Annotated in this window: 15 protein-coding genes; 3 read left to right on the top strand and 12 right to left on the bottom strand. The window is 40.7% G+C overall.

Annotated features, from left to right (window positions below; all coding sequences use genetic code 11):
* Nucleotides 1-52: 52 nt before the first annotated feature.
* The 10 genes from HGJ18_RS01920 to HGJ18_RS01875 form a co-directional block, all read right to left on the bottom strand.
* Complete coding sequence (locus HGJ18_RS01920) at nt 53-1,972, bottom strand: ABC transporter substrate-binding protein (protein ID WP_253697426.1); 1,920 nt, start codon at nt 1,970-1,972, stop codon at nt 53-55.
* Nucleotides 1,973-2,021: 49 nt separating this feature from the next.
* Entirely contained in the window at nt 2,022-2,981 is a 960-nt protein-coding gene (locus tag HGJ18_RS01915; protein WP_253697425.1) for an ABC transporter ATP-binding protein, read from the bottom strand.
* Nucleotides 2,981-3,970: an ABC transporter ATP-binding protein gene (locus tag HGJ18_RS01910; protein ID WP_253697424.1), complete on the bottom strand. Its 990-nt coding sequence runs from the start codon at nt 3,968-3,970 to the stop codon at nt 2,981-2,983. Before HGJ18_RS01910 ends, HGJ18_RS01915 begins: the two co-directional genes overlap by 1 nt.
* Nucleotides 3,971-4,136: 166 nt before the next feature.
* Complete coding sequence (locus tag HGJ18_RS01905) at nt 4,137-6,089, bottom strand: extracellular solute-binding protein (protein WP_253697423.1); 1,953 nt, start codon at nt 6,087-6,089, stop codon at nt 4,137-4,139.
* Nucleotides 6,090-6,143: 54 nt separating this feature from the next.
* Nucleotides 6,144-7,634, bottom strand: coding sequence for an ABC transporter permease subunit (locus tag HGJ18_RS01900; RefSeq protein WP_253697422.1), 1,491 nt, complete (start codon nt 7,632-7,634; stop codon nt 6,144-6,146).
* 1 nt (nt 7,635) lies between these two features.
* Nucleotides 7,636-8,658 carry an ABC transporter permease subunit gene (locus tag HGJ18_RS01895; RefSeq protein WP_253697421.1) on the bottom strand — a complete coding sequence of 341 codons (1,023 nt, stop codon included), beginning with the start codon at nt 8,656-8,658 and terminating at the stop codon, nt 7,636-7,638.
* A 323-nt stretch (nt 8,659-8,981) separates the two neighbouring features.
* Nucleotides 8,982-10,934, bottom strand: coding sequence for an ABC transporter substrate-binding protein (locus HGJ18_RS01890; protein ID WP_253697420.1), 1,953 nt, complete (start codon nt 10,932-10,934; stop codon nt 8,982-8,984).
* Between the two features lie 212 nt (nt 10,935-11,146).
* Complete coding sequence (locus HGJ18_RS01885) at nt 11,147-13,099, bottom strand: ABC transporter substrate-binding protein (protein ID WP_253697419.1); 1,953 nt, start codon at nt 13,097-13,099, stop codon at nt 11,147-11,149.
* Nucleotides 13,100-13,209: 110 nt separating this feature from the next.
* A complete protein-coding gene (locus tag HGJ18_RS01880) occupies nt 13,210-14,973 on the bottom strand; it encodes a dihydroorotate dehydrogenase (RefSeq protein WP_253697418.1) in 1,764 nt (587 codons plus the stop codon).
* Between the two features lie 21 nt (nt 14,974-14,994).
* Entirely contained in the window at nt 14,995-15,957 is a 963-nt protein-coding gene (locus HGJ18_RS01875) for a hypothetical protein (protein ID WP_253697417.1), read from the bottom strand.
* Nucleotides 15,958-16,102: 145 nt separating this feature from the next.
* Here HGJ18_RS01875 and asnS point away from each other — a divergent pair, with 145 nt between their 5' ends.
* The 3 genes from asnS to radC are packed head-to-tail and all read left to right on the top strand — an operon-like array spanning nt 16,103 to nt 19,727.
* On the top strand, nt 16,103-17,524 hold the full coding sequence (asnS, locus tag HGJ18_RS01870) for an asparagine--tRNA ligase (RefSeq protein WP_253697416.1): 1,422 nt from the start codon (nt 16,103-16,105) through the stop codon (nt 17,522-17,524).
* Nucleotides 17,525-17,557: 33 nt separating this feature from the next.
* Complete coding sequence (locus HGJ18_RS01865) at nt 17,558-18,994, top strand: D-alanyl-D-alanine carboxypeptidase family protein (protein WP_253697415.1); 1,437 nt, start codon at nt 17,558-17,560, stop codon at nt 18,992-18,994.
* Between the two features lie 55 nt (nt 18,995-19,049).
* Complete coding sequence (gene radC, locus HGJ18_RS01860; RefSeq protein WP_253697414.1) at nt 19,050-19,727, top strand: RadC family protein; 678 nt, start codon at nt 19,050-19,052, stop codon at nt 19,725-19,727.
* A gap of 3 nt (nt 19,728-19,730) precedes the next feature.
* Here radC and HGJ18_RS01855 read toward each other — a convergent pair whose 3' ends face one another.
* Both HGJ18_RS01855 and argS read right to left on the bottom strand, forming a co-directional pair.
* Entirely contained in the window at nt 19,731-20,585 is an 855-nt protein-coding gene (locus HGJ18_RS01855; protein WP_253697413.1) for a ComFC family protein, read from the bottom strand.
* Between the two features lie 74 nt (nt 20,586-20,659).
* Nucleotides 20,660-22,432 (bottom strand): arginine--tRNA ligase, encoded by a 1,773-nt coding sequence (gene argS, locus HGJ18_RS01850; protein ID WP_253697412.1) that lies wholly within the window; start codon nt 22,430-22,432, stop codon nt 20,660-20,662.
* Nucleotides 22,433-22,587: the final 155 nt, after the last annotated feature.

The raw sequence follows: 22,587 nt of genomic DNA, 5'->3' as shown, positions 1-22,587 counted from the left end.
TTACATTTCGAGTCCGCCTTTCGGCAGACTCGATTTTTTTTTGCCTTGAAATTTACCTGTATCTTTCACTTAAAAAATAAGCTCTCATTTGAAGGATTTTATTTTCATCTTTTGCTTTTAGACACTCTTTTTCTATATCGCCGTCAAACCACATATAACCGAACATGGGGTCATCGAGGTATTTTTGATACTTCATATTAAGCCATGCGGGGAAGCAAATCCACTTCCAAGCCATAACATCTATTGTATCCTTGTAAAATGAAGGAATCATAAGGGCATCCTCATCTACAATTTTTTCAATCTGTCGATTTACGGCAGCTTTTTCTACATAGGATAAAGAGCCTTTTTCATATTTTTCTAAAAGAATGTCCATTTCAGGATTTGAATAGCCGAAAAAATTATTAAAACTCTTTGATTTAGCAAATGAAGAATGCAAAAGGGTATAATTATCAGGGAGGCGGTAAGAATTAAGACTACCCCACCAAGCTTGGAAGTCTCTGCTTTCAATCTTATCAAAGAGTTTACCCCCTATTTGCCTAAATTCAAGCTTAAGGCCTGCAAGCAGGGCCTGAGCATATAGAAGCCCGAAAGCTTCATATAATGAGGGATCGTCATATAGAATAACAAAACTCAATTCTTTTCCTTGAGAATTTACCAAGATACCTGAAGAGTTTACCCTATCATATCCGGCCATTGAAAAAAGCTCACGGGCTTTTTTAGGATCAAAAGACGGTTTTTTTATATCCGGATTATTAAATTCAGCACTGCCCCATGTTTGACCTGAACCGATTGTGTGAAGCCTGACTCTTTTATCGGCATAGACCCTGCTGATCATCCCATCGATATCAACCGCATAATAAAGCCCCTTTCTTACAAATAGATTATCGAGGGGAGGAGCCTGTGTATTAAAAAATAGGCCCGCCGGCCCTTGTACCGGAACATGACGGCCCCGCCAAAGGTTTATAAAACCGTTTTGTACATCTGCAGAGGCCTCGGCCTTGGCCCATTCTCCCGGATCGTCTATATGAATTACATCGAATAGACCTCGGGCAAATTTTGTAAAAGCAGGTCTTTTATCGCCGGTAATTATCCTATAAAAAATCTCATCAAAATTAGCAATAGCCTTAAAATGAGGATAGGTTTGGGCCCACCAATTTCCAACTTTAGCAAAATGGAGCCCGTTATTATAGTCATACTTTTTAAGAATATAAGGTCCTGTAGTAGGTTCAACCGTACGGTTATACTTTGCAACCCAGTCATCAGGAATTTGCCCCTTATAAAAGTGTTTTGCTATGGGCTTAAAATTACTTATATCTAAAAGTTCCTGTTCAGTATAAATTTGATTATCTAAAACATGTACGGATAAACAAAAGTCATTAATCTTTTTTACTTCAAGATTATTATGCTTTCTGTTTTTTGCAGGATCAACGATTTTTTTGGATTTACAAAATTTGTCAGCAAAGATCCAATCGTCAGCCGTACAAGGCTCGCCGTCCGACCAGAAAATATTTTCGTTGAGCTTATAGTATACCGTCTTAGAAGAAATATCGACAGCCCAAAATACGGCGGAACAGGGCATAAATTCAAAGGTTTCAAATGAGGTCCATAAAAGAGGCATTTGAGTATTAAAAAGCTTTTCACAAAGCTCATCGGCACCCGGCCCCATATAGCGGAAAGTATTCGGTATATCGCCTAAAAACCCATAAAAAATACCGCCTTTTTTTAAGGCCTTAGAAGAAAGGTCTTTAGGATAGGATGTATACCATTTCAAATCGGAAGGAGTTCCGTCAATTCTGAGGTCTTTAACTAAGACGGCCGGAGCTGAAAAATCAGGAAGATTTTCCATTTCATCCTTTAAAATTTTATCGTAAGCATCGGAAGCCGGCTGATCAAGATAAGATACGGTTTTAGAACCGCATGAAGCAAAAAAAAGAGTGCATAAAGCACAAATAAAAAAAAACTTAATTTTCAATTTTTATTACCAAAAATTAAAGGTGCCGTAAAAACGGCACCTCTTATAATTATACCAGATGGCAGGCACACATATGCCCTTCTTCAACTTCTCTAAGCACAGGTTTTTCAACCGCGCACTTATCAATTTTCTTTGAGCAGTTTAAATGGAAAGGACAACCCGTAGGAAGATGAATCGGTGAAGGTATTTCACCTGTAAAAGGAATTCTTCTGCGTCTGTTATCGGGATCAGTATCGGGAATAGCCGCTATCAGGGCCTGAGTATAAGGATGTAAGGGATCTTTATAAATATCCACCGAAGGAGCCATCTCCATAATAGAGCCCAAATACATAACTGCAACCCTATCCGACATGTGCTTAACGACATTTAGGCCGTGCGAAATAAACAAAAGGGTTAGATTTCTTTCTTTTTGCATATCCAATAGGAGGTTTAATACCTGCGATTGAACCGAAACATCTAGAGCACTTACAGGTTCATCGCATACAACGACTTCAGGATCCAAAACAAGGGCTCTGGCTATAGCAATACGCTGACGCTGGCCCCCTGAAAATTCGTGGGGATATCGGTAATAAGCATCTTCCGGAAGACCTACATATTTTAAAAGCCCCATAACCTTTTCTTTTCTTTCGTGCGGAGCCATTTTTGTCTGAATAAGAAGAGGTTCTTCAATGATATAACCGACATTCATTCTGGAATTCATGGAGTCGGCAGGATCTTGGAAAATCATCTGAACATTTCGGCGTACATCCCTCAACTTTCTCTCAGGCAAACTTTCGATGCTCTTGCCTTTATAAAGGACTTTACCTGAAGTGGGCTTATAAAGACGCATCATAGCTCGGCAAAGAGTACTCTTTCCGCAGCCTGTTTCGCCTACAAGACCGAGGGTTTCTCCGGGGTATACTTTTATATTTACCCCGTTTAAGGCATGAACAACATTTTTAGTATATTTTCCCTGAGAAAATTCTTGAACTAAGTCTACTGCTTCAAAAATAGGTTGTCTTTCGGCCATTAGTCTAACTCCTTTGCCCTAAAGCATCTGATAAAATGTCCGGGTTCAAATTCCTCAAGTTGAGGCGTATTTGATCGGCAATAATCGGTTGCATAAGAACATCTTTCTGCAAATCGGCAGGTAGCAGGATAGGCCCTTGGAGAAGGTACTGCACCTTTAATATATGGTAGATGCGTCTTCGGCTCAGAATTCATCTTGGGCATGGACGCAATTAATCCTCTTGTGTAAGGATGACGAGGGTTTTTAAAAATAGTATTAACATCGGCGGTTTCCACAATTTGTCCGGCATACATAACCGCAACATCATCACTGACTTCTGCAACAACACCCATATCATGCGTGATGTACAGAACACTCATATTATTTTTTTCTTGTAAGGCCTTTATTAGGGCCAAGATTTGGGCTTGAACGGTAACGTCCAAGGCCGTTGTAGGTTCATCTGCAATAAGCAGTTTAGGATGGCCTGCAAGCGCCATAGCAATCATAACACGCTGTCTCATTCCGCCCGAAAGCTGAAAAGGATAGTTTTTTAAACGCTGTTCTGCCGACGGCATTTCTACATCTTTTAAAACCTTCAAAACGTGTGTTTGTCTTTCGTCCTTTGCTATTTCCGGACGGTGAAGTTCAAAGACTTCTCCAATTTGCTTTTCAACAATGTGCACAGGGTTTAAAGCCGTCATAGGTTCTTGGAAGATCATCGCAATCTCTGCACCGCGTTTTTTATACATCTCTTCGATGGGCAGATCCAAAATATTTTGACCCTCAAAAAGAATTTTTCCATTGGTAACAATTCCGTATGGTTGAGGTAAAATACGCATAACCGAAGAAGCTGTTACACTTTTTCCGCAGCCTGACTCCCCTACAAGGGATAAAGTCTTTCCTCGTTCCAATTTTAACGATACTCTGTCTATTACCTCTACAGGAGCCCCTGCACCGCTTTTAAAAGCAACGGAAAGGTCCTCAATCGTGAGAAGGTTTTCTCCACTCATAAATACAACTCCGAATTCCGGCGCAGGGGACAATCCCCCGCACCTCAAGATTAACTTTGATTTGGAGGTTTTAAGCTGCAGCTTTAGGCCTGCTTTCCGGCCTCCAAACCTTATTGATTTTTATAATCCTATAACAAAAAGGTCATAGGATTATAAAACTTACAAATTATTCCGAGATATAGCGGGTTGAAGGAGTCCATACACGGGGTTCAAAGGTTTTGCCTTCAGCTTTTGCCTTAAGAACCTCTTGACGGATATCTTCATCAATCCACATATAACCCCAGTACTCTAAGAAGTCGGCCTCAACATCGAGCTTTCTGTTACCCCATGAAGGCATTCTTATCCACTTCCAAACACCGCTTCTCAAGAAGTCGAGGTAGTAATGGGGAAGAACTAAGGCTTCTTCGTGTACAAGGCGTTCAATCTTCTTGTTGTTTTCAGCTTTTGCTTCCAAGGGCGGTCCCGACTCTTCAAATTCAAGGAGTTTTTCCATCTCTTCGCTCCACCAGCCGAAAGAGTTGTTTGTACTTACCTTTTCGGCATTAGCTTTTGAGAAGTACTGCCAATATGAGGGCTCATAACCTGTGCTCATACCGCCCCACCAAGCCTGATGTTTTTTGTTAAGAACAGTATTAAAAGCTCCGCTTTCCATCATCTTAAGCTCAATTTCTACACCGGCTTTTTTAGCCTGTTCTTTAAGAATTGACAATCGCTCTGTGTGGTGAGGCCATGAATACAAAAGCTCAAAGGAAACTCTTTCACCCTTCGAATTCTGTAAGATTCCGTCAGAACCTACAACAGTGTAGCCTGCTTCACCGAGCATTTTTCTTGCCGTATCGGGATTAAAGTCAGGCTTTCTAATTGTGTGGTCATTAAAATCTACACCACCCCATACCTGGCCTAAACCGATGTTGTGATTTCGCTTATATTCGCCATAGAGGGCCTGATCGATCATACCCTGAATGTCGATGGCATAGTACATAGCCTGTCTAACTTTCTTGTTGCTGAACAAGGGGAACTTGGTATTAAAGAAGATACCTTGCATACCCTGTAGGGGGAGATAGTTTACAACCCAGCGGTCTACATAACCTTTGGTAATGTTTTCGTTTGTTGCACATCTTCTCCATGTTGCAGGAATATTCATAGCAAAGAAGTCGAGTTCTCCGTTCCAGAAGTAGTTTTCAACCATGTCCTGTCCGCCGGTGATAACCTTGTATTCGACTGTATCGATATTACAGCGGTTTTTCCAGTGCGGATAAACATTACCCCACCAGTCCTTAACTTTTTCAACGATGAGCATTTCACCCTGAACACTCTTATCAGGATTTACGACATAAGGACCTGTTGTAGGCTCAACTTTCCAGTTATATTCGTTGTACCAGCCTTTTTTAACTTCTCCGTTATGGAAGTGCTTGGGCCGGGGATTAAAGTTAGTAACATCTACAAGAGATACCTTGGGTAACTGGTCCGATTCCAAGTACTTAACGGAAACACAGTAGTCGTTAATTTTTTTAACTTCGAGTTTGCTGTAGTAGTTATTGTACCAAGGAGCCTCGAGGTTGGGAGAACAGAAAGATTCCCAGGCAAAGACAAAGTCATCTGCCGTACATGGAACACCGTCAGACCATTTTGCCTTTTCATTGAGTTTGTAGTAAACAGTCTGATTATCGGCACCGAATGCCCAGTGAGTTGCAGCATAGGGCATGTACTCCTGTGTTTCAGGGTTTGTACTTAGGAATACGGCGTGGGGCCACATTAAACCTCTTGTACCTGTGTTTGATTCGGGACCGACGTACCTAAATGTCGTAGGATACTCGCCCAAAGAAAGATGCAATGTTCCGCCCTTCTTTGTATCTTTTGATGATAAGTCCTTAGGATTGCTTGTAATCCAAACTACTTCCTCAGGCATACCTGAAACCTTGAGGTTCTTGTCCTCTACGGGCGGTGAAGTAAAATCGGGTACACCGGCCGCAGTTTCCTCTGCCATAATTGCTTCAGCCTTAGCGATGGGGCCCTTTGCAGCAGCTCCGCCGTCAGCTCCTGTACCGCCGCAAGCGATGATTCCGAGAGCAACTGAAACCAAAAGAATTAACATAGTTAATCTTTTCAATGTTTTCATAAAATTCCTCCTAATAAAGAATTATCTTATTTTTTATATAATTAACCTAAAAGGCTATTTATATACCGTAAATCTGCGCGGGTCAAAGGCATCCCGCAAGCCCTCACCTATAAAGGTGATCATAACCAAAACAAGTACAAAACCTGCCACAGCCGAAGAAAGAATCCACGGAGCTTCCAAGTATGTAGAAGTTCCGACGCTTAAAAGTTCTCCCCAACTCGGTGTAGGAGGCTGTAAACCGTAACCTAAATAGTCAAGAGAGGTTAAAGCCCCTATATTTCCAGATATTACAAAGGGTAAAGATGTAACGATTAGAACTATAACGTTGGGCAAAATATGCACGGTAATTATACGCCATACACTGGCTCCCATCGACTTTGCAGCCAAAATATAGTCTCTTTCTCTTTCTCTGTATGTCATAGCCCTCATATCCCAAGTTTTTCCTGTCCAGCTGAAAGCTATATTTATTAAAACAAACATGGTAAATGTAGGCTTAAATATTGAAGCTAAGATCATAACCATGTAAAGATAGGGTATGCGCTCCCATATTTCTATAAATCTTTGGAAAATAGTATCAAAGGTACCTCCAAAGTAGCCCATTGCAATACCGATAATAGTTCCGATAAAGTAGGTTGTTGCAGCTACCAGCAAAGCAAAAGACATAGCAATTCTGTACCCGTAAATAAGACGGGCAAATATATCACGCCCGATTCGGTCGGTACCCAAAATATGACGAGTCTTAAAAGAAGGAGAAAGCGGATGGAACATCTGTCCTTTATCGCCTTTTGCAAAACGTATAGTTAAAATCTTTCCGTTTCCAAGGTCAAGTCTGTTATCTTTTGAACCTACCTTATGCCAAATATAGTCCGAAGCATTTACAGATTCATTCGGATGAGAGCGGCCGACAGAAATACCGACCCAATTTCTTGAAGCTGAAGGAAAGTCTGATAAGGGCTGTTTGGATGAGGCAGAATCGGCAAATTTAATCCAAGTATAGTCTTTTTCTGCCATTTTTATTCCGTTTATAACACCTACCGGTATCCACTTATAATCTGCCGGATCATCCATAGGCAGATTATCCTTAGATGTAATTGCAATACCCATACTGGGGGTTCCATCGAAAGTAAGAGCCAAAGGGGCAATAGCTGTATCAGCCTCATAAGGGTTGTATGGAATAAAGGGAAGAAGAACCCAGCCTCTTTTTTCGGCCTTAACATGTTTTTTAAACTCTCTGTAATTTAATTCAAGTTCATTTTCGACTCTGAAACCGAAATCTTCGGCCAAAAGCATTTTACTATAGGTTGGAAAATAGAGTTTACCGTCAACCCACATCATAATGGGCCTGTTTGAAATAAATAACTCGGCAATAAGGGATAGGAGATATAAGACTCCGATAAAAATAAGGGCAAATTTTGCCTTTTTAATTTCTCCAAAGCGTTCAAAACGCTTTTTCATAAGGGGATCCATTCTAAATCTGTTTCTAAATGCTCCCCAATATTCTTTTACAGTATCTAAAAAAGTTTTTGATTTTACATCATCGCTCATACTATTCACCTAACCTTATTCGGGGATCTACCACCGAAAGAATAAAATCGCTTAAAATATTACCTATTAAGCTCAAAAGAGAGGTCATTACCAAGGAACCCAATACTACCGGATAATCTCTATCAACAATTGCTCTAAATGAAAGAAGTCCCATACCGTTTATATTGAATATCTTCTCAATTAGGAAAGCTCCTGAAAAGAAAATGGTTATAAGACCGCCCAATCCGGCAGCAATAGGGATAATACTGTTTCTAAAGGCATGCTTCCACATAGCATCTTTAAATGTTCTACCCTTTGCAACAGCGGTTTTAATATAATCTGCAGCCATATTTTCCATGAGGTTGTTTTTCATAACCATAGTTGTAACTGCAAAAGAACCTATAACATAGGCTATCATGGGTAAGAACATGTGCCAAACATTGTCTATGACTTTTTGGAAAAAATTCATATCCATGTAACTTCGTGAATAAAGGCCGCCTGAGGGGAACCAAGGAATAGTAAATGCAAAAATTTGCAATAAGATAATAGCAACTATGTAGCCCGGGAGAGCGTAACCTATAAATATAAACACCGAGGAAACGTTATCAAAAAGACTCCGGTGTTTTAGGGCTTTTTTTATACCCAGTGGAATACATATTGAATAAATCAAAATAACCGAAATAATACCGAACCTCAAAGAGATCGGAAATTTACTTACAATCATCTGAAATACCGGATCGTTATATTTTGTAGAACGCCCCATATCTCCCCTTAAAAGGCTTCCCATCCATTCGAGATAAGCGATCGGCCAAGGTTTGTCAAAACCGTAAAAGGCTGCAAGTTCAGCCAAAGCTTCAGCATTAAGGGGCTGAGAGTCCTGTCTGCTTGTTTTTCCTGTTTTGCCTTCTTGGGCCATCATTCTCTGCATAATAGCCCTTTCAATCGGACCTCCGGGAACGATGCGGGTTACTGCAAAGACCACCAATGTTATACCTATAAAAGTCGGAATAATCAAAAGCAATCTTCGTACGAAATAGTTATTCATCATAAAGCTCCATAAAACCAAGATACTAATACTACACAGCCGAACCAAATTATATCAGGTTGATTATCTATAAGAGGGAAAGGACGTGCATACTTAGATGTTTGGGATTTTAACATAATGTAAAAAAAAAGTCTAGAGTCTCGGTAAATTTCTATAGTATAATTTACAGTAAACGGCAGGTAATAAACTACAGAAATTTAATCAAAACACCATTTAGCAGATCAAGATGTTTCCGGAAGAGCATTCCCCGTAAATAGCCTGCCTGCACATCATGTTAATTTTCAAGATTCGGTGCAGGGGAAATCCCCGCACCTTAAGATTAATTATTCAGAAACATAGCGGGTTGAAGGAGTCCATACACGGGGTTCAAAGATTTTGCCGTCGGCTTTTGCCTTAAGAACCTCTTGGCGGATATCGTCATCAATCCACATATAACCCCAATAATACATGAAGTCGGCATCAATATCGAGCTTCCTGTTACCCCAGGAAGGCATTCTTATCCACTTCCAAGCACCGCATCTCACAAAATCGGTGTAGTAGTTAGGTACAATCAATGCTTCTTCATGAACAAGGCGCTCAATCTTCTTGTTGTTTTCAGCCTTTTCTTCCAAGGGCGGTCCTGACTCTTCAAATGCAAGAAGTTTTTCCATCTCTTCACTCCACCATCCGAAAAAGTTGGTTGTATCTACCGTTTCGGCATTAGCCTTTGAGAAGAGTTCCCAATATGAAGGCTCATAATCCGTGCTCAAACCGCCCCACCAAGCCTGGTGTTTTTTATTAAGAACGGTATTAAAAGCACCGCTTTCCATCATCTTAAGCTCAATTTCTACACCGGCTTTTTTAGCCTGTTCTTTAAGAATCGACAAGCGCTCTGTGAGACTCGGCCTTGAATACAAAAGTTCAAAAGATACTCTTTCACCCTTCGAATTCTGTAAAATTCCGTCAGAACCTACAACAGTGTAACCGGCTTCGCCGAGCATTTTTCTTGCCGTATCGGGATTAAAATCGGGTTTTCGGATTGAATGGTCATTAAAATCTATACCTCCCCATACATTGCCTAAACCGATATTATGACTTCTCTTAAATTCTCCATAAAGAGCCTGATCGATCATACCCTGAATGTCGATAGCATAATACATAGCCTGCCGAACTTTCTTATTGCTGAACAAGGGGTACTGGGTATTAAAAAAGATACCCTGAATACCCTTCAAGGGTAAATAGTTAGCAACCCAGCGGTCTACATAACCTTTGGTAATGTTTTCATTTGCAGCACATCTTCTCCATGTTGCAGGAATGTTCATATCAAAAAAGTCGAGTTCTCCGTTCCAGAAATACTTTTCAATTATGTCCTGTCCTCCGGTAATAACCTTATATTCTATTGTATCAATATTACAGCGGTTTTTCCAGTTAGGATATTCATGTCCCCACCAGTTTTTAACTTTTTCAACAACCAGCATTTCGCCCTGGACGCATTTATCGGCATTTACAACATAAGGACCTGTTGTAGGCTCAATCTTCCAGTTATATTCGTTGTACCAGCCATTTTTAACTTCGCCGTTATAAAAGTGCTTAGGTCTGGGACTAAAGTTTGCCTTACCAATAAGAGATACTTGAGGCAGTTTGTCTGATTCCAAGTACTTAACGGAAACACAGTAATCATTAATTTTTTTAACCTTAAATTTATCGTAATAATTATTACACCAAGGGTCATCGAGATCGCGGGAACATAGAGACTCCCAAGCAAAGACAAAGTCATCTGCCGTACAGGGAACTCCGTCAGACCACTTCATATGCTCATTAAGTTTGTAGTAAACAGTCTGATTATCTGCACCTAATGCCCAGTGAGTTGCAGCATAAGGCATAAATTCCTGTGTTTCAGGGTTTACTTCTAAAAAGGCTGCATGAGGGTTCATTAAATATGTTGTACTCAAGTTTGATTCAGGCCCTACATATCTAAATGTTGTGGGATATTCATCTAAAGAAAGATGAAAGGTTCCGCCCTTCTTTGTATCTTTTGACGATAAGTCTTTCGGATTACTTGTAATCCAAACTACTTCCTCAGGCATACCTGAAACCTTGAGGTTCTTATCCTCTACAGGCGGTGAAGTAAAATCGGGTACACCGGCTGCAGTTTCCTCTGCCATAATTGCTTCAGCCTTAGCGATGGGCCCCTTTGCAGCAGCGCCGCTACCGGCTCCGGTACCGCCGCAAGCGATAATTCCGAGAGCAACTGAAACCAAAAGAATTAACATAGTTAATCTTTTCAATGTTTTCATAGAATTTCTCCTAATAAAGAGTTATATTAGCTTTTTATATACTTAACATAAAAAAGGATAAAGTTCAAGAAGAGTTATTTATATTTTTAATTATTTATTAAATTAATTTGGAGGCTTTAAGCTAAGGTTTTAGCCCAGCTTTCCGGCCTCCAAACCTTATTGATTTTTATAGTTCTATAACAAGAATGTCATAGAACTATAAAACTTACAAATTATTCCGAGATATAGCGGGTTGAAGGAGTCCATACACGGGGTTCAAAGGTTTTGCCGTCGGCTTTTGCCTTAAAAACCTCTTGACGGATATCTTCATCAATCCACATATAACCCCAGTAATCTAAGAAGTCGGCATCAACATCGAGCTTTCTGTTACCCCATGAAGGCATTCTTAACCACTTCCAAACACCGCCTCTCGTAAAGTCTAGGTAGTAGTGAGGTATAACCAATGCTTCTTCATGCACAAGGCGCTCAATCTTCTTGTTGTTTTCAGCTTTTGCTTCCAAGGGCGGTCCTGACTCTTCAAATTCAAGGAGTTTTTCCATCTCTTCGCTCCACCAGCCGAAAGAGTTGTTTGTACTTACCTTTTCGGCATTAGCCTTTGAGAAGAATTCCCAATATGAGGGCTCATACCATGTGCTCAGGCCGCCCCACCAGGCCTGATGTTTTTTGTTAAGAACAGTATTGAAAGCACCGCTTTCCATCATCTTAAGCTCAATTTCTACACCGGCTTTTTTAGCCTGTTCTTTAAGAATTGACAATCGCTCCGTATGGCTGGGCCATGAATACAAAAGCTCAAAGGAAACTCTTTCACCCTTCGAATTCTGTAAGATTCCGTCAGAACCTACAACAGTGTAACCGGCTTCGCCGAGCATTTTTCTTGCTGTCTCGGGATTAAAATCGGGTTTTCGGATTGAATGGTCGTTAAAATCTACACCGCCCCATACCTGTCCTAAACCTATGTTGTGGTATCTCTTATATTCGCCATAGAGGGCCTGATCGATCATACCCTGAATGTCGACGGCATAGTACATAGCCTGTCTAACTTTCTTGCTGCTGAACAAGGGGAACTTGGTATTAAAGAAGATACCTTGAACACCCTGTAAGGGAAGATAGTTTACAACCCAGCGGTCTACATAACCTTTGGTAATGTTTTCGTTTGTTGCACATCTTCTCCATGTTGCAGGAATATTCATATAAAAGTAGTCAAGCTCTCCGTTCCAGAAGTAGTTTTCAATCATGTCCTGTCCGCCGGTGATAACCTTGTATTCGATTGTCTCAATGTTACAGCGGTTATTCCAATGAGGATATTCATGCCCCCACCAGTTTTTAACTTTTTCAACAACTACCATTTCACCCTGAACGCATTTATCGGGATTTACGACATAAGGACCTGTCGTAGGCTCAATCTTCCAGTTATATTCGTTGTACCAGCCTTTTTTAACTTCTCCGTTATGGAAGTGTTTGGGTCGGGGATTAAAGTTAGTAGCATCTACAAGAGATACCTTGGGTAACTGGTCCGATTCCAAGTACTTAACGGAAATACAATAGTCGTTAATTTTTTTAACTTCACGTTTGCTGTAGTAGTTATTGTACCAAGGTTCCTCAATGTTGGGGGAACAGAAAGATTCCCAGGCAAAGACAAAATCATCTGCCGTACAGGGAACACCGTCAGACCACTTCATATGCTCGTTAAGTTTGTAGTAAACAGTCTGATTGTCGGCACCGAATGCCCAGTGAGTTGCAGCATATGGCATAAATTCCTGTGTTTCAGGGTTTACACTTAGGCATACTGCGTGGGGCCATACCAGGCCTCTTGTGGATGTGTTCGATTCGGGACCAACGTACCTAAATGTCGTAGGATACTCACCCAAAGAAAGATGCAATGTTCCTCCCTTTTTTGTACCTTTCGACGATAAGTCTTTCGGATAACTTGTAATCCAAACTACTTCCTCAGGCATACCTGAAACCTTGAGGTTCTTGTCCTCTACGGGCGGTGAAGTAAAATCGGGTACACCGGCCGCAGTTTCCTCTGCCATAATTGCTTCAGCCTTAGCGATGGGGCCCTTTGCAGCAGCTCCGCCGTCAGCTCCGGTACCGCCGCAAGCGATGATTCCGAGAGCAACCGAAACCAAAAGAATTAACATAGTTAATCTTTTTAGCGTTTTCATAGAATTCCTCCTAATAAAGAATTATCTTATTTTTTTATATAATTAACCTAAAAGGCTATTTATATACCGTAAATCTTGCGCGGGTTAAAGGCTCCCCCTCAAGACTTCGTCTAAATTTGGTCAAGACCGACAAAGGTTCCCTTTTTGCAGGTCAAGATATTTCCGCAAGAACATTCGCCGCAAATACCTACCCCGCACATAGTGTTCATCTCTAATGACATAAAAATCTGATTTTTACGCACACCCAATTTTAAAAGAATTTCGGAAGCCCGCCGCATAAAAATCATGGGCCCGACCAGATAGGCTGTAAAAAAGTCAGGCTTACCCATATTTTCGGCTTTTTCTTGAATCGGGAGACCGGTATTTCCTTCAATATTGTCTTTTTGGAATTGATTCAGCACCCTTCCGATAACGCCTTTATCGACAACTTTTTTATAGGCACCGCATTCAATAAGAATTTTTTCGATACCGTTGGGCTCCTTCTTTTTAATTTCTTCGGAAGTTCCTATGTATGTAGAAATTAAGGCTCCTTGCTTTTTTAGGCGTTTTGCAAGGGCAGGAAGGACAGCAATACCCGTTCCGCCTGCAATTAAAAGAGCATTTTCGGTTTTAGGAGGCTTTATTCCTTTGCCGTAAAGCCCCCTCATATAGATTGTATCCCCTTCTTTTAGCTCAAAAAGGGCCTCGGTAAAGGGGCCGCGTTTTTTTATGATAAGACTTATAGGATCGGCTTCAGCAAGGGAAAAAGGCTTTTCCCCGACTTCCGGAATCCATAAGAAGACAAACTGCCCTGCTTCGAATTTACACTTTCCGTTTAGGGTAATTATAATGATATCTTCGCTTTCTTTTTCGATTTTGACGATGGTCTTAGCTTCATATTTCAAGGCTCTTGTTTTACGCAAAAAGGAAGAAGTTTTGTCGGTTTCTTTGCCGCGTATGCAGTTTAGAGTATCCGAGGCAAGGTTTTGAAAAAAAGGCTTTAAATCGTCTTGTTCAAGCATACCGCAGGCAGAGCCTATGCCTATTATATCGGCACCGGCCCTAACGAGTTCGGCAGCTTGAGAGCCCGTCATAACGCCTCCCATTCCGATTATAGGAATTTCTTCTCCTACAGCCTTCCGTATTTGCCCTATACATTCCAAAGCCCTTGGAAAAACCCATGAGCCGCTCATACCGCCCTTTCCGCCCAGTTTATTTTGTAAGATGGGCTTTCCCGAATGGGGCTCAATGTAAACCTTGGGGCCTACGGTGTTGATAGCCGTTATGCCGTCTGCGCCTGCTTCGATTACGGCGGAAGCTATGGCTCCTATATCTTCTACATTTGGGGTAAGTTTTACAAAAATCGGCACGGCACAATCGGGTAGGGCTTTTTTTATCGTTTTTATGTACTCCGAGGCAATCGTAGGGTCGCAGCCTATGGAAGCACCGAAGCCGGCCGAAGCATGGGGACATGAAAAGTTAAGCTCAAAGCAGTCGGCTAATTCTTCAAAGCCCTTCACAAGGCTGATAAAATCTTCAGGGTTTGAGGCCGAAAGGGAAACATTTAAAATAGAATCGGTTTTCCATGAGGAGCGGAGCTCTTTAAGTTCTTTTACGGCCTGTTCCATTCCGCAATTACGAAGACCGACGGAATTACCGAAACAGCCCAATTCGGGCTCGCAAAGGATGGGCTCCCGGTTTCCCGGATTGGGAAGCACCTGAAAGCTCTTTGTGGTTACAAGACCGAAGCCAAGCTCATCGGCACAGAACCTTATTAAATTAGGTTTTGTAGAAAGAACGCCGGAAACGGTTGCAAGGACAGGAGCAGACCTTCCTTCCCTGGCTGCAAGCCCTGCATTTTTAATTTTTTGTATTATTTCAGCCTTATTTTTCATTCCCATTTCCTGCCGATTTTCTTATCTATTGATATTCATATAAAAAACGATACCGACCTGATAAAATTTAACTTGAGTTTTTTTATCGGTATCAATAATCTTCGTTTGGTAAAAACTACCCTCAACCTCATTTTTATAAACCGGATAAGTATACCATTGGGCTAAAAGCATTATATTATAATCTTTTTTAATATTAAAATTAATGATGGGGCCGAAGGTGGTTAGGAATAGATCTTCACCCCATTTTTTATTATCCAGTCCTTTGGGAGAAGCAAACAGTTTTTTTTCTACATCTATTTTCATTGCAATTAAATCTAAAAATAACGGCATTTTGTACCCTATTACATAGGAACTCATGTATCGCCAACCATTGCGGTTTTCTCCGGAATCGGCTTGATAAAGCCATGAAGTTTCGGAATTTACTCCGCTCATAGCCTTATAAAGAGCATACTGATCCGTTTTAAAAATAACATGGCTCCAATCATGGGGTATGACGGCTCCTAGGTCAAACTGAAAAGTTCCTCCTAATGTAAATGAATATACAGCTTTACTAAAATTTATAGGGATCTTGTTTGTCTTTCCTCCCTTATCCTCGTTAATAGCCGTACCTAATAACTTATCTGAAAGTTTCCAACCTGATCCGACACGGGACTCGGTATAAAATTCCAAAAAAGCAATAGGCGTCCAAACAATGCCGAATTTTCCTTCAAAACTTATGGGACTCAATTCCGCCCCGATTTTAAAGTTGATATTATTATCTTTTGTCAAAGGATTATCAAACTGCATAAGCGGAACTTTAAAATTCTGAGTTACGCCTACCAAGGCTTGAGGCGGCCATGTAACAATAGCATTTATGGTTGTAGTATAGGCAAGTTTTTTATTACTATGATGTTCTGAAGAATGGCTTTTATGTTCCTCTTCATGGGCAGTCAAAGGTAAAAATAAAAACGAACACAAAGCGATACCGATAAAAAGTTTTTTCATAAAATGTAACTCCTATTTTTTAATCTTAAAGTTTTATGATTTTATCACATAGCAAGTATAGGGTCAAGATATTTTATAAAATCTTATCAATCCATTTTTAAAGACTTGCTTGACAGAATCGGAATTTACCATATAATATATCTATATGATACATTTAATTAAAGATATTTTAACCTCCGAACCTAAAGGCCAGGCAATCGATGTTTACGGCTGGGTTCGCACAAAGCGGGAAACCAAGAATTTGGTTTTTATCGAGATCAATGACGGCTCTTGTTTTGCCTCCATTCAGGCAACATTTGACAGGGATAAGGGTCTCGATAATAATACTGAAGCGCTCTTAAAAAAAGCCGGTACCGGGGTTTCGGTAAAGGCATCGGGCAATCTCGTTCCCTCCCCTGCGGCAGGACAAAGAGTTGAGCTTCAGGCCAATAATATCCATATCTTCGGTGATGCTGATCAGGAAAAATATCCTTTACAAAAAAAGCGTCATAGCATGGAATTTTTAAGGGACGTAGCTCACTTGAGGGCTCGTACCAATACCTTCGGAGCTGTTGCCCGTATGAGAAGCCAGATGGCCTATGCAATCCACACTTTTTTTCAGGAAAGAGGTTTTCAATATGTGCATACTCCGATTATTACCGGCTCGGACTGCGAGGGTGCAGGCGAAATGTTCCATGTTACAACCTTCGATATAGAAGAAACAGTAAAAAAAGCTTTAAGAGAAAAAAAGGATCCCGATTCTTTTAAAATAGATTATTCTCAAGATTTTTTCGGCAAGCAGGCTAACCTGACCGTTTCAGGCCAGCTTGAAGGAGAAACCTATGCGACGGCTCTTTCGCGCATTTACACTTTCGGCCCGACTTTTAGAGCGGAAAACTCGAACACAAGCCGCCACCTTGCAGAATTTTGGATGGTTGAGCCCGAAATGTCCTTTTTTACCATAAAAGAAAACATGGAGCTGGCAGAAGACTTTATCGTCTATCTTTTAAAATGGGCCTTGGAAAAATGCAAAGAAGATCTGGAATTTTTTGATTCAAGAATCAAAAAAGGGCTTATCGAGATGCTCAACAATGTTGTAAACACGCCCTTTACTCGTCTTACTTACACGGAGGCTATAGCCGAGCTTGAAAAGCACATTGACCGCTTTGAATTTAAACCCTACTGGGGCTGCGACCTCCAGAGCGAACATGAAAGGTTTTTAACCGAGGAAGTGTATAAGGGACCGGTAATAGTTACAAACTATCCCAAGGAAATTAAGTCCTTCTATATGAAGGTGAACGAGGACGGAAAAACGGTGCGGGCAATGGACGTGCTTGTACCGGGCTTGGGCGAAATAATCGGGGGCTCGGAAAGGGAAGAAAACCTCGATATTTTGCAGGGCAGAATTAAGGAATTAGGTTTAAGGGAAGAAGACTATTGGTGGTACCTTGACCTCCGCCGATACGGTACGGTTCCTCATTCTGGATTCGGGCTCGGGTTTGAGCGGCTTCTCCTCTATGTTACGGGTATGGGAAACATAAGGGACGTAATTCCCTTCCCCAGAGCACCAAAATTAGCCGAGTTCTAATTTTTTAGTAAAAAAATTTAAGACTTAAAAAAAATGAAGCACAGCACAAACGGAATTATAAAATTTATTTTTGTTCTATTTGGGGCTGTGCTTTTTTGTGTATTGAGCCTTGCAGGCTTTATTTTTTTCCATGTTTCGGAATTAAAAAAAGCTCAGCCTCTTGAGGTTTCACAAAAAGAAAAAACGGCAGCTCTTAAAACCTTTTACAGCCGGAATAAGATTAATAACGAGTTTCCGCCCCTTAATTCCATAGAAAATTTTTTGCCCGTAAAATCATCTTCTTCTGAGATTACCCCCTCGGCCCAAAAAATAGAATTACCTAAAATCGATGCCGAGTCCTACATTCTTATTCACGCAAACACCGGCACAATTTTAGCCGAATCCAATGCCGATAAAATAATCCCTCCGGCTTCCCTTACAAAGCTGGTAACAATTTATACCATGCTTCAAAAACCTGAATTTAAAGATTTGAAAAAGGTCGTTTTTCCGCCTAAGGAAGCTTGGGCAATTTTTCTTCCAAAAGGAGCGGCGTGGATGGGCTTGGGAGAAAATCAAAGTTTAAGTATAGAAGAGCTGATAAGGGGAATGGCGGTTTGCTCGGGGAATGATGCGGCCCTTGCAGCTGCCCTGCTTACGGAAGGAAATCTTAAAAAGTTTACGCTTAAAATGAACGAGGCCGTTAAAACGATGGGCTTAAAATCCACCCGCTTTGAGGATTCTTCGGGCTTAAGCGAAAAAAATCAAACCACGGCAAGGGACTTTGCCTTATTTTCCCTCCATTACTTAAAACAATATCCTGAAAACTTAAAAAAGTTTCATTCGGTAAATGAGATAAGCTATCCCCAAAAACACAATATTCTTATCAAAAAAAGCTCCGAAGGTTTAAAGGAGTTTCAAATTAAGCCTGCCACCAATACCCTCCTAAAAAAAATAGAAGGCTGTGACGGTTTAAAAACGGGTTTTATTTACGAGTCCGGTTTTAATATTTCGCTTACGGCTCAAAAAAACGGAGAGCGTTTTATTGCGGTCATCCTCGGCGGTCACGGCAAAAACTTTACCGAAGGAATTTTTAAGCGGGAGCAAAATTCCATCAAGCTTATGAATTTTGCATTCGACAATTTTAAAAGTTTTGACATAAGGGAGCACAACAAAATTAAAAGAAGTGTAAGAGTCCTAAGTGCAAACCTAAATGTAAAAACTTCCGCCTTTATACCTCTCCTCGCCGATAAGGACTTTTCGCAAGACTATCTTACGGTTTTTAAAAATGATGAGAGGCATATAGAACAAGTTATAATTTTACCTGATACAATAGCGGCGCCTCTTTTTGCAGGTCAGCAAATCGGCCGTATAGAATATAGAATTAAAGATTCAGACATTGTGCTAAAAACCATTCCTCTTATCTGCCCGCTAGATATAAAAGAAGGTTCATCTTTTAGAAAATTTATGGACGGCTTTTACCAAAAGTTTTAATCGATAGTTTTATAAAAAGTAGTAAATCTTTCAAATAATACATACAACATAATTGATGATAGACTATAAAAATTCGTCCAATACGGACAAACCCGATATGAGGGAAAGGCTTTTAGAGTACGGGCCTCAAAACTTAAGCGACTCCGATTTGGTGGCCATTCTTTTACGGACAGGCATTAAGGACAAACCTGTAAAAGAATTGGCCGATGATATTATTCTGCACATAGATAGAGCAAGGCCTGAAAAAATCGAGGGCTATCTGCGTTCTATCCGCGGGATGGGAGATTCAAAGATTTCAACGATTCTTGCTGCCATGGAATTGGGAAGGAGGTATTATGACAACAAGAACCGCACGATTTCACACCCGACCGATGTAGTTCCGCTTTTACAGCACTATGCAGATAGGGATAGGGAGCATTTTATCTGCGTCTCGTTAAACGGAGCAAACGAAATTATTGCAACCCGTGTTGTGAGCGTCGGCACTATCAATAGAACAATCGTGCATCCTCGTGAAGTGTATTCAGACCCCTTAAAAGACAGGGCTGCTGCAATAATTGCGGCTCATAATCATCCTTCGGGAAATTTGGAACCCTCAAGCGAAGATATGGAATTGACAAGACGCCTTTACGAGGCCGGGAAAATTTTAGGTGTCAAACTTTTGGATCACATAATCTTAGTCCCTAACGGAAATTTTTTCAGCTTTGTACAAAGCGGAACGAGGTTCGATATTTAAAAGCTAATCAAAAAAGAGGCAGAGGCCGATCACTTCTTTGCAGCCTCCCTCTTTTAATGCCGCCGCACAAAAGTTAAGGGTTGCTCCCGTAGTCATAACATCGTCTAAGATTATGAGCTTTTCCGGTAAGGCGGTTTTTAAATCTTCCGATTTTGAAAAGGATTTTTGCTCTTTTAAAAAAATCTTCCCTTTTAGATTGCTTGCCCGTTTTTCACGGGAAAGGCTTTTTTGGGAAGCCCCGTCCTTTCGTTTTAAACAACGCAATATTGGAAGATTATAAATCCATTCCAAATAAAGGGACAAATCTTCTATTTGATCCCAGCCCTTGCTTTTAATCTTTTTAGGACGGGGCGGAACCGGCACCATCGGAAAGTTTTGAAGTTCAGGAAGTCCTTCGATAAAGGAAGCAATAGCAGAAGCATAAATTTCCGCAAAGCCCCTCATGTTTTGATTCTTCCATAAGCGTAAAAGCTCTCCTCCCCTGCCCTTGTAAGGATAAATGGTGTAAACCCTTTTCACAAAATCGGATTGAACTGAAATCGGTTTTGCACAATCTTCCTTTTCGGTCTTTTCCCTTTCTTCTGTTTTTAGTTTTTCTTTTTCTTTTAATTTAGCCCTGCACCCCGTGCAAAACTCTTTTTCGGAAATCAAAATTTTTCCGCAAGATGAACAAAACTTTTCAGGATTTTGAAGCCGGAATAGAACAGGCTCGGTAATTTCTTTTTGTAAACATTTGCTGCACAGCGGAATACCCGTTCCGGTTTCTTCCCCGCAAAAGAAACAAACTTGCGGACAAATTATACGAGCATAAATATTCCGCAGATAAGTCAAAGCTCTTAGTTTAATTCTTTTTATCATGATAATACTCCTATTAGTATTATCATAATTTTATAAATCGTTTAGTAATTTTTAAAAAATAATTTATAAAAAGTTTACATTATTTCCATAAAAGGAATGAGTACCAAGTTCATTGCATTTTGAAGCACTATCCTTGTAGCCCTTGCCAATTCCATTCTTGTATAAGAAAGGTCGGCATCATCGCCTGAAAGAATGGGGCAATCGCGATAGAAGCGGCTGAATGCCTTTGAAAGCTCATAAAGATAGGCCGTAAGGGCACTCGGGTCTTTACGCAAAGCAGAGCGTTCAACCTGTTCGGGGAAGTCCTCTAAGGTCTTTAACAGTTCCCATTCGGATTCATTTGTCAAAAGGGAAGCATTGAGTTTTCCGTTCTTTAACTTTTCTTTGCCTTCGGCTGTTTCGGCCTTTCTTAAAATGGAAGAAATTCTGGCACCCATGTATTGAAGATAGGGGCCTGTATTCCCGGTAAAGGAAAGGGACTCTTTAGGATTAAAAAGCATATCCTTTTTAGGGCTTACCTGCAAAAGAAAATAATGCAGGGCTCCTACGGCAATGTTCTCGGCTGCAACTGCGGCATCACCCACTTCTTTTTCTCTTCCGTTTTCTTCAATCTTTTTTAAGGCTTCATCTTGAAGAGAATTGATAAGGTCATCGGCATCCACAACCGTACCTTCGCGGCTTTTCATTTTTCCTTCAGGCAGGTTTACCATTCCGTAAGAAAGATGATAGAGGTCGTCGGCCCATTCGAAGCCGAGCTGTTTTAAAACATAAAAAAGCACCTTAAAGTGATATTCCTGTTCGTTTCCTACAACATAGATCATCTGATTAAAGGGCCAATCCTTGTGGCGGGAAATTGCCGTGCCTATGTCCTGTGTCATATAAAGAGAAGTTCCATCGCTTCTAAGCAATACTTTTTTGTCTAGCTTGATGGGAGCGAGATCAACCCAAACGGAACCGTCCTCTTCTTTATAAAAAACTCCGGCCTCCAAACCTTTTAATATCTGATCCTTTCCTTTTAAATAGGTTTCACTTTCAAAATAAAGCTTATCGAAAGAAATGCCCGTTCTCTTGTAGGTTTCCTTAATACCGTTTATTGCCCAACCGTTCATCTTTTTCCAAAGCCCGATTAGTTCCTTGTTTTCTCCGGCTTCCCAATCCAAAAGCATCTGCTTAGCTTCGGCCTCTGCCTTTTCGGGATTTTCCTGACTGTATTTATGGAAAGCAACATACATGTCCCCGACAAAGCGGTCGGACTTTATATTTTCGCTTTCGGGAGTTTTTCCTTCGCCGAATTTTTGATAGGCTATCATGGACTTACAGATATGAACGCCTCGATCGTTTATAATGTTTACCTTAAAAACATCGGCCCCGCAAAATTTTAAAATACGTGAAATACTTTCACCCAAGGCATCATTACGCAGATGGCCAAGGTGAAGGGGCTTATTTGTATTCGGGCTCGAAAACTCAATCATAATTCTTTTACCGGAAAGAGAAGAAGTTTTTCCGTAGTTTTCTTTTTCCTTTAGAACCTTATCCAAAACATTCGAGGCTAAATCCCCTTTGGCAAGAAATACATTTAAATAAGGGCCGATCGCCTTAGGCATTCCGTATTTTTTTATATCCTCGTTTTCTAAAAGACGGGCACAAACATCGGAAGCAATCTTTGCAGGAGAGGATTTAAAGCTCTTTGCAAAGGTAAAAAGAGGAAAGGCCACATCCCCCATCTCGGGATTAGGAGGAGTTTCTATATTTATCTGTTCAGGTAAAATCTTATCGCATGTTTCGGGAGCTATCCCGTTTAAGGTGTCGGCAATAATTTTTTGCCACATAGTTTTAATATCTTCCATAATAGGCGGATTATAACAGATTTTTTGAAAGTTTTCAATCGGGCTTGAGCGGTTAAATTAATCATCAATCAAATAAACCGCAGCGAGCGCCAAGCGTTGAGCTAACGCTCAACTTCACAAAGGGATATTAAAAGTCTGGCTATAAAACATCCTAA

The sequence above is a fragment of the Treponema denticola genome, from assembly GCF_024181405.1.
GTDB classification, from domain to species: Bacteria; Spirochaetota; Spirochaetia; order Treponematales; family Treponemataceae; genus Treponema_B; species Treponema_B denticola_D.
Note: the sequence above shows the minus strand (reverse complement) of the source record. Positions and strands in the feature narration are given on the sequence as shown.

Bases quoted from the DNA above. Each gene is read 5' to 3' on its own strand.
- HGJ18_RS01915 (WP_253697425.1), bottom strand. From the start codon at position 2,981: ATGGCCGAAAGACAACCTATTTTTGAAGCAGTAGACTTAGTTCAAGAA.
- HGJ18_RS01910 (WP_253697424.1), bottom strand. From the start codon at position 3,970: ATGAGTGGAGAAAACCTTCTCACGATTGAGGACCTTTCCGTTGCTTTT.
- HGJ18_RS01905 (WP_253697423.1), bottom strand. From the start codon at position 6,089: ATGAAAACATTGAAAAGATTAACTATGTTAATTCTTTTGGTTTCAGTT.
- HGJ18_RS01900 (WP_253697422.1), bottom strand. From the start codon at position 7,634: ATGAGCGATGATGTAAAATCAAAAACTTTTTTAGATACTGTAAAAGAA.
- HGJ18_RS01895 (WP_253697421.1), bottom strand. From the start codon at position 8,658: ATGAATAACTATTTCGTACGAAGATTGCTTTTGATTATTCCGACTTTT.
- HGJ18_RS01890 (WP_253697420.1), bottom strand. From the start codon at position 10,934: ATGAAAACATTGAAAAGATTAACTATGTTAATTCTTTTGGTTTCAGTT.
- HGJ18_RS01885 (WP_253697419.1), bottom strand. From the start codon at position 13,099: ATGAAAACGCTAAAAAGATTAACTATGTTAATTCTTTTGGTTTCGGTT.
- HGJ18_RS01880 (WP_253697418.1), bottom strand. From the start codon at position 14,973: ATGAAAAATAAGGCTGAAATAATACAAAAAATTAAAAATGCAGGGCTT.
- HGJ18_RS01875 (WP_253697417.1), bottom strand. From the start codon at position 15,957: ATGAAAAAACTTTTTATCGGTATCGCTTTGTGTTCGTTTTTATTTTTA.
- asnS (WP_253697416.1), top strand. From the start codon at position 16,103: ATGATACATTTAATTAAAGATATTTTAACCTCCGAACCTAAAGGCCAG.
- HGJ18_RS01865 (WP_253697415.1), top strand. From the start codon at position 17,558: ATGAAGCACAGCACAAACGGAATTATAAAATTTATTTTTGTTCTATTT.
- radC (WP_253697414.1), top strand. From the start codon at position 19,050: ATGATAGACTATAAAAATTCGTCCAATACGGACAAACCCGATATGAGG.
- HGJ18_RS01855 (WP_253697413.1), bottom strand. From the start codon at position 20,585: ATGATAAAAAGAATTAAACTAAGAGCTTTGACTTATCTGCGGAATATT.
- argS (WP_253697412.1), bottom strand. From the start codon at position 22,432: ATGGAAGATATTAAAACTATGTGGCAAAAAATTATTGCCGACACCTTA.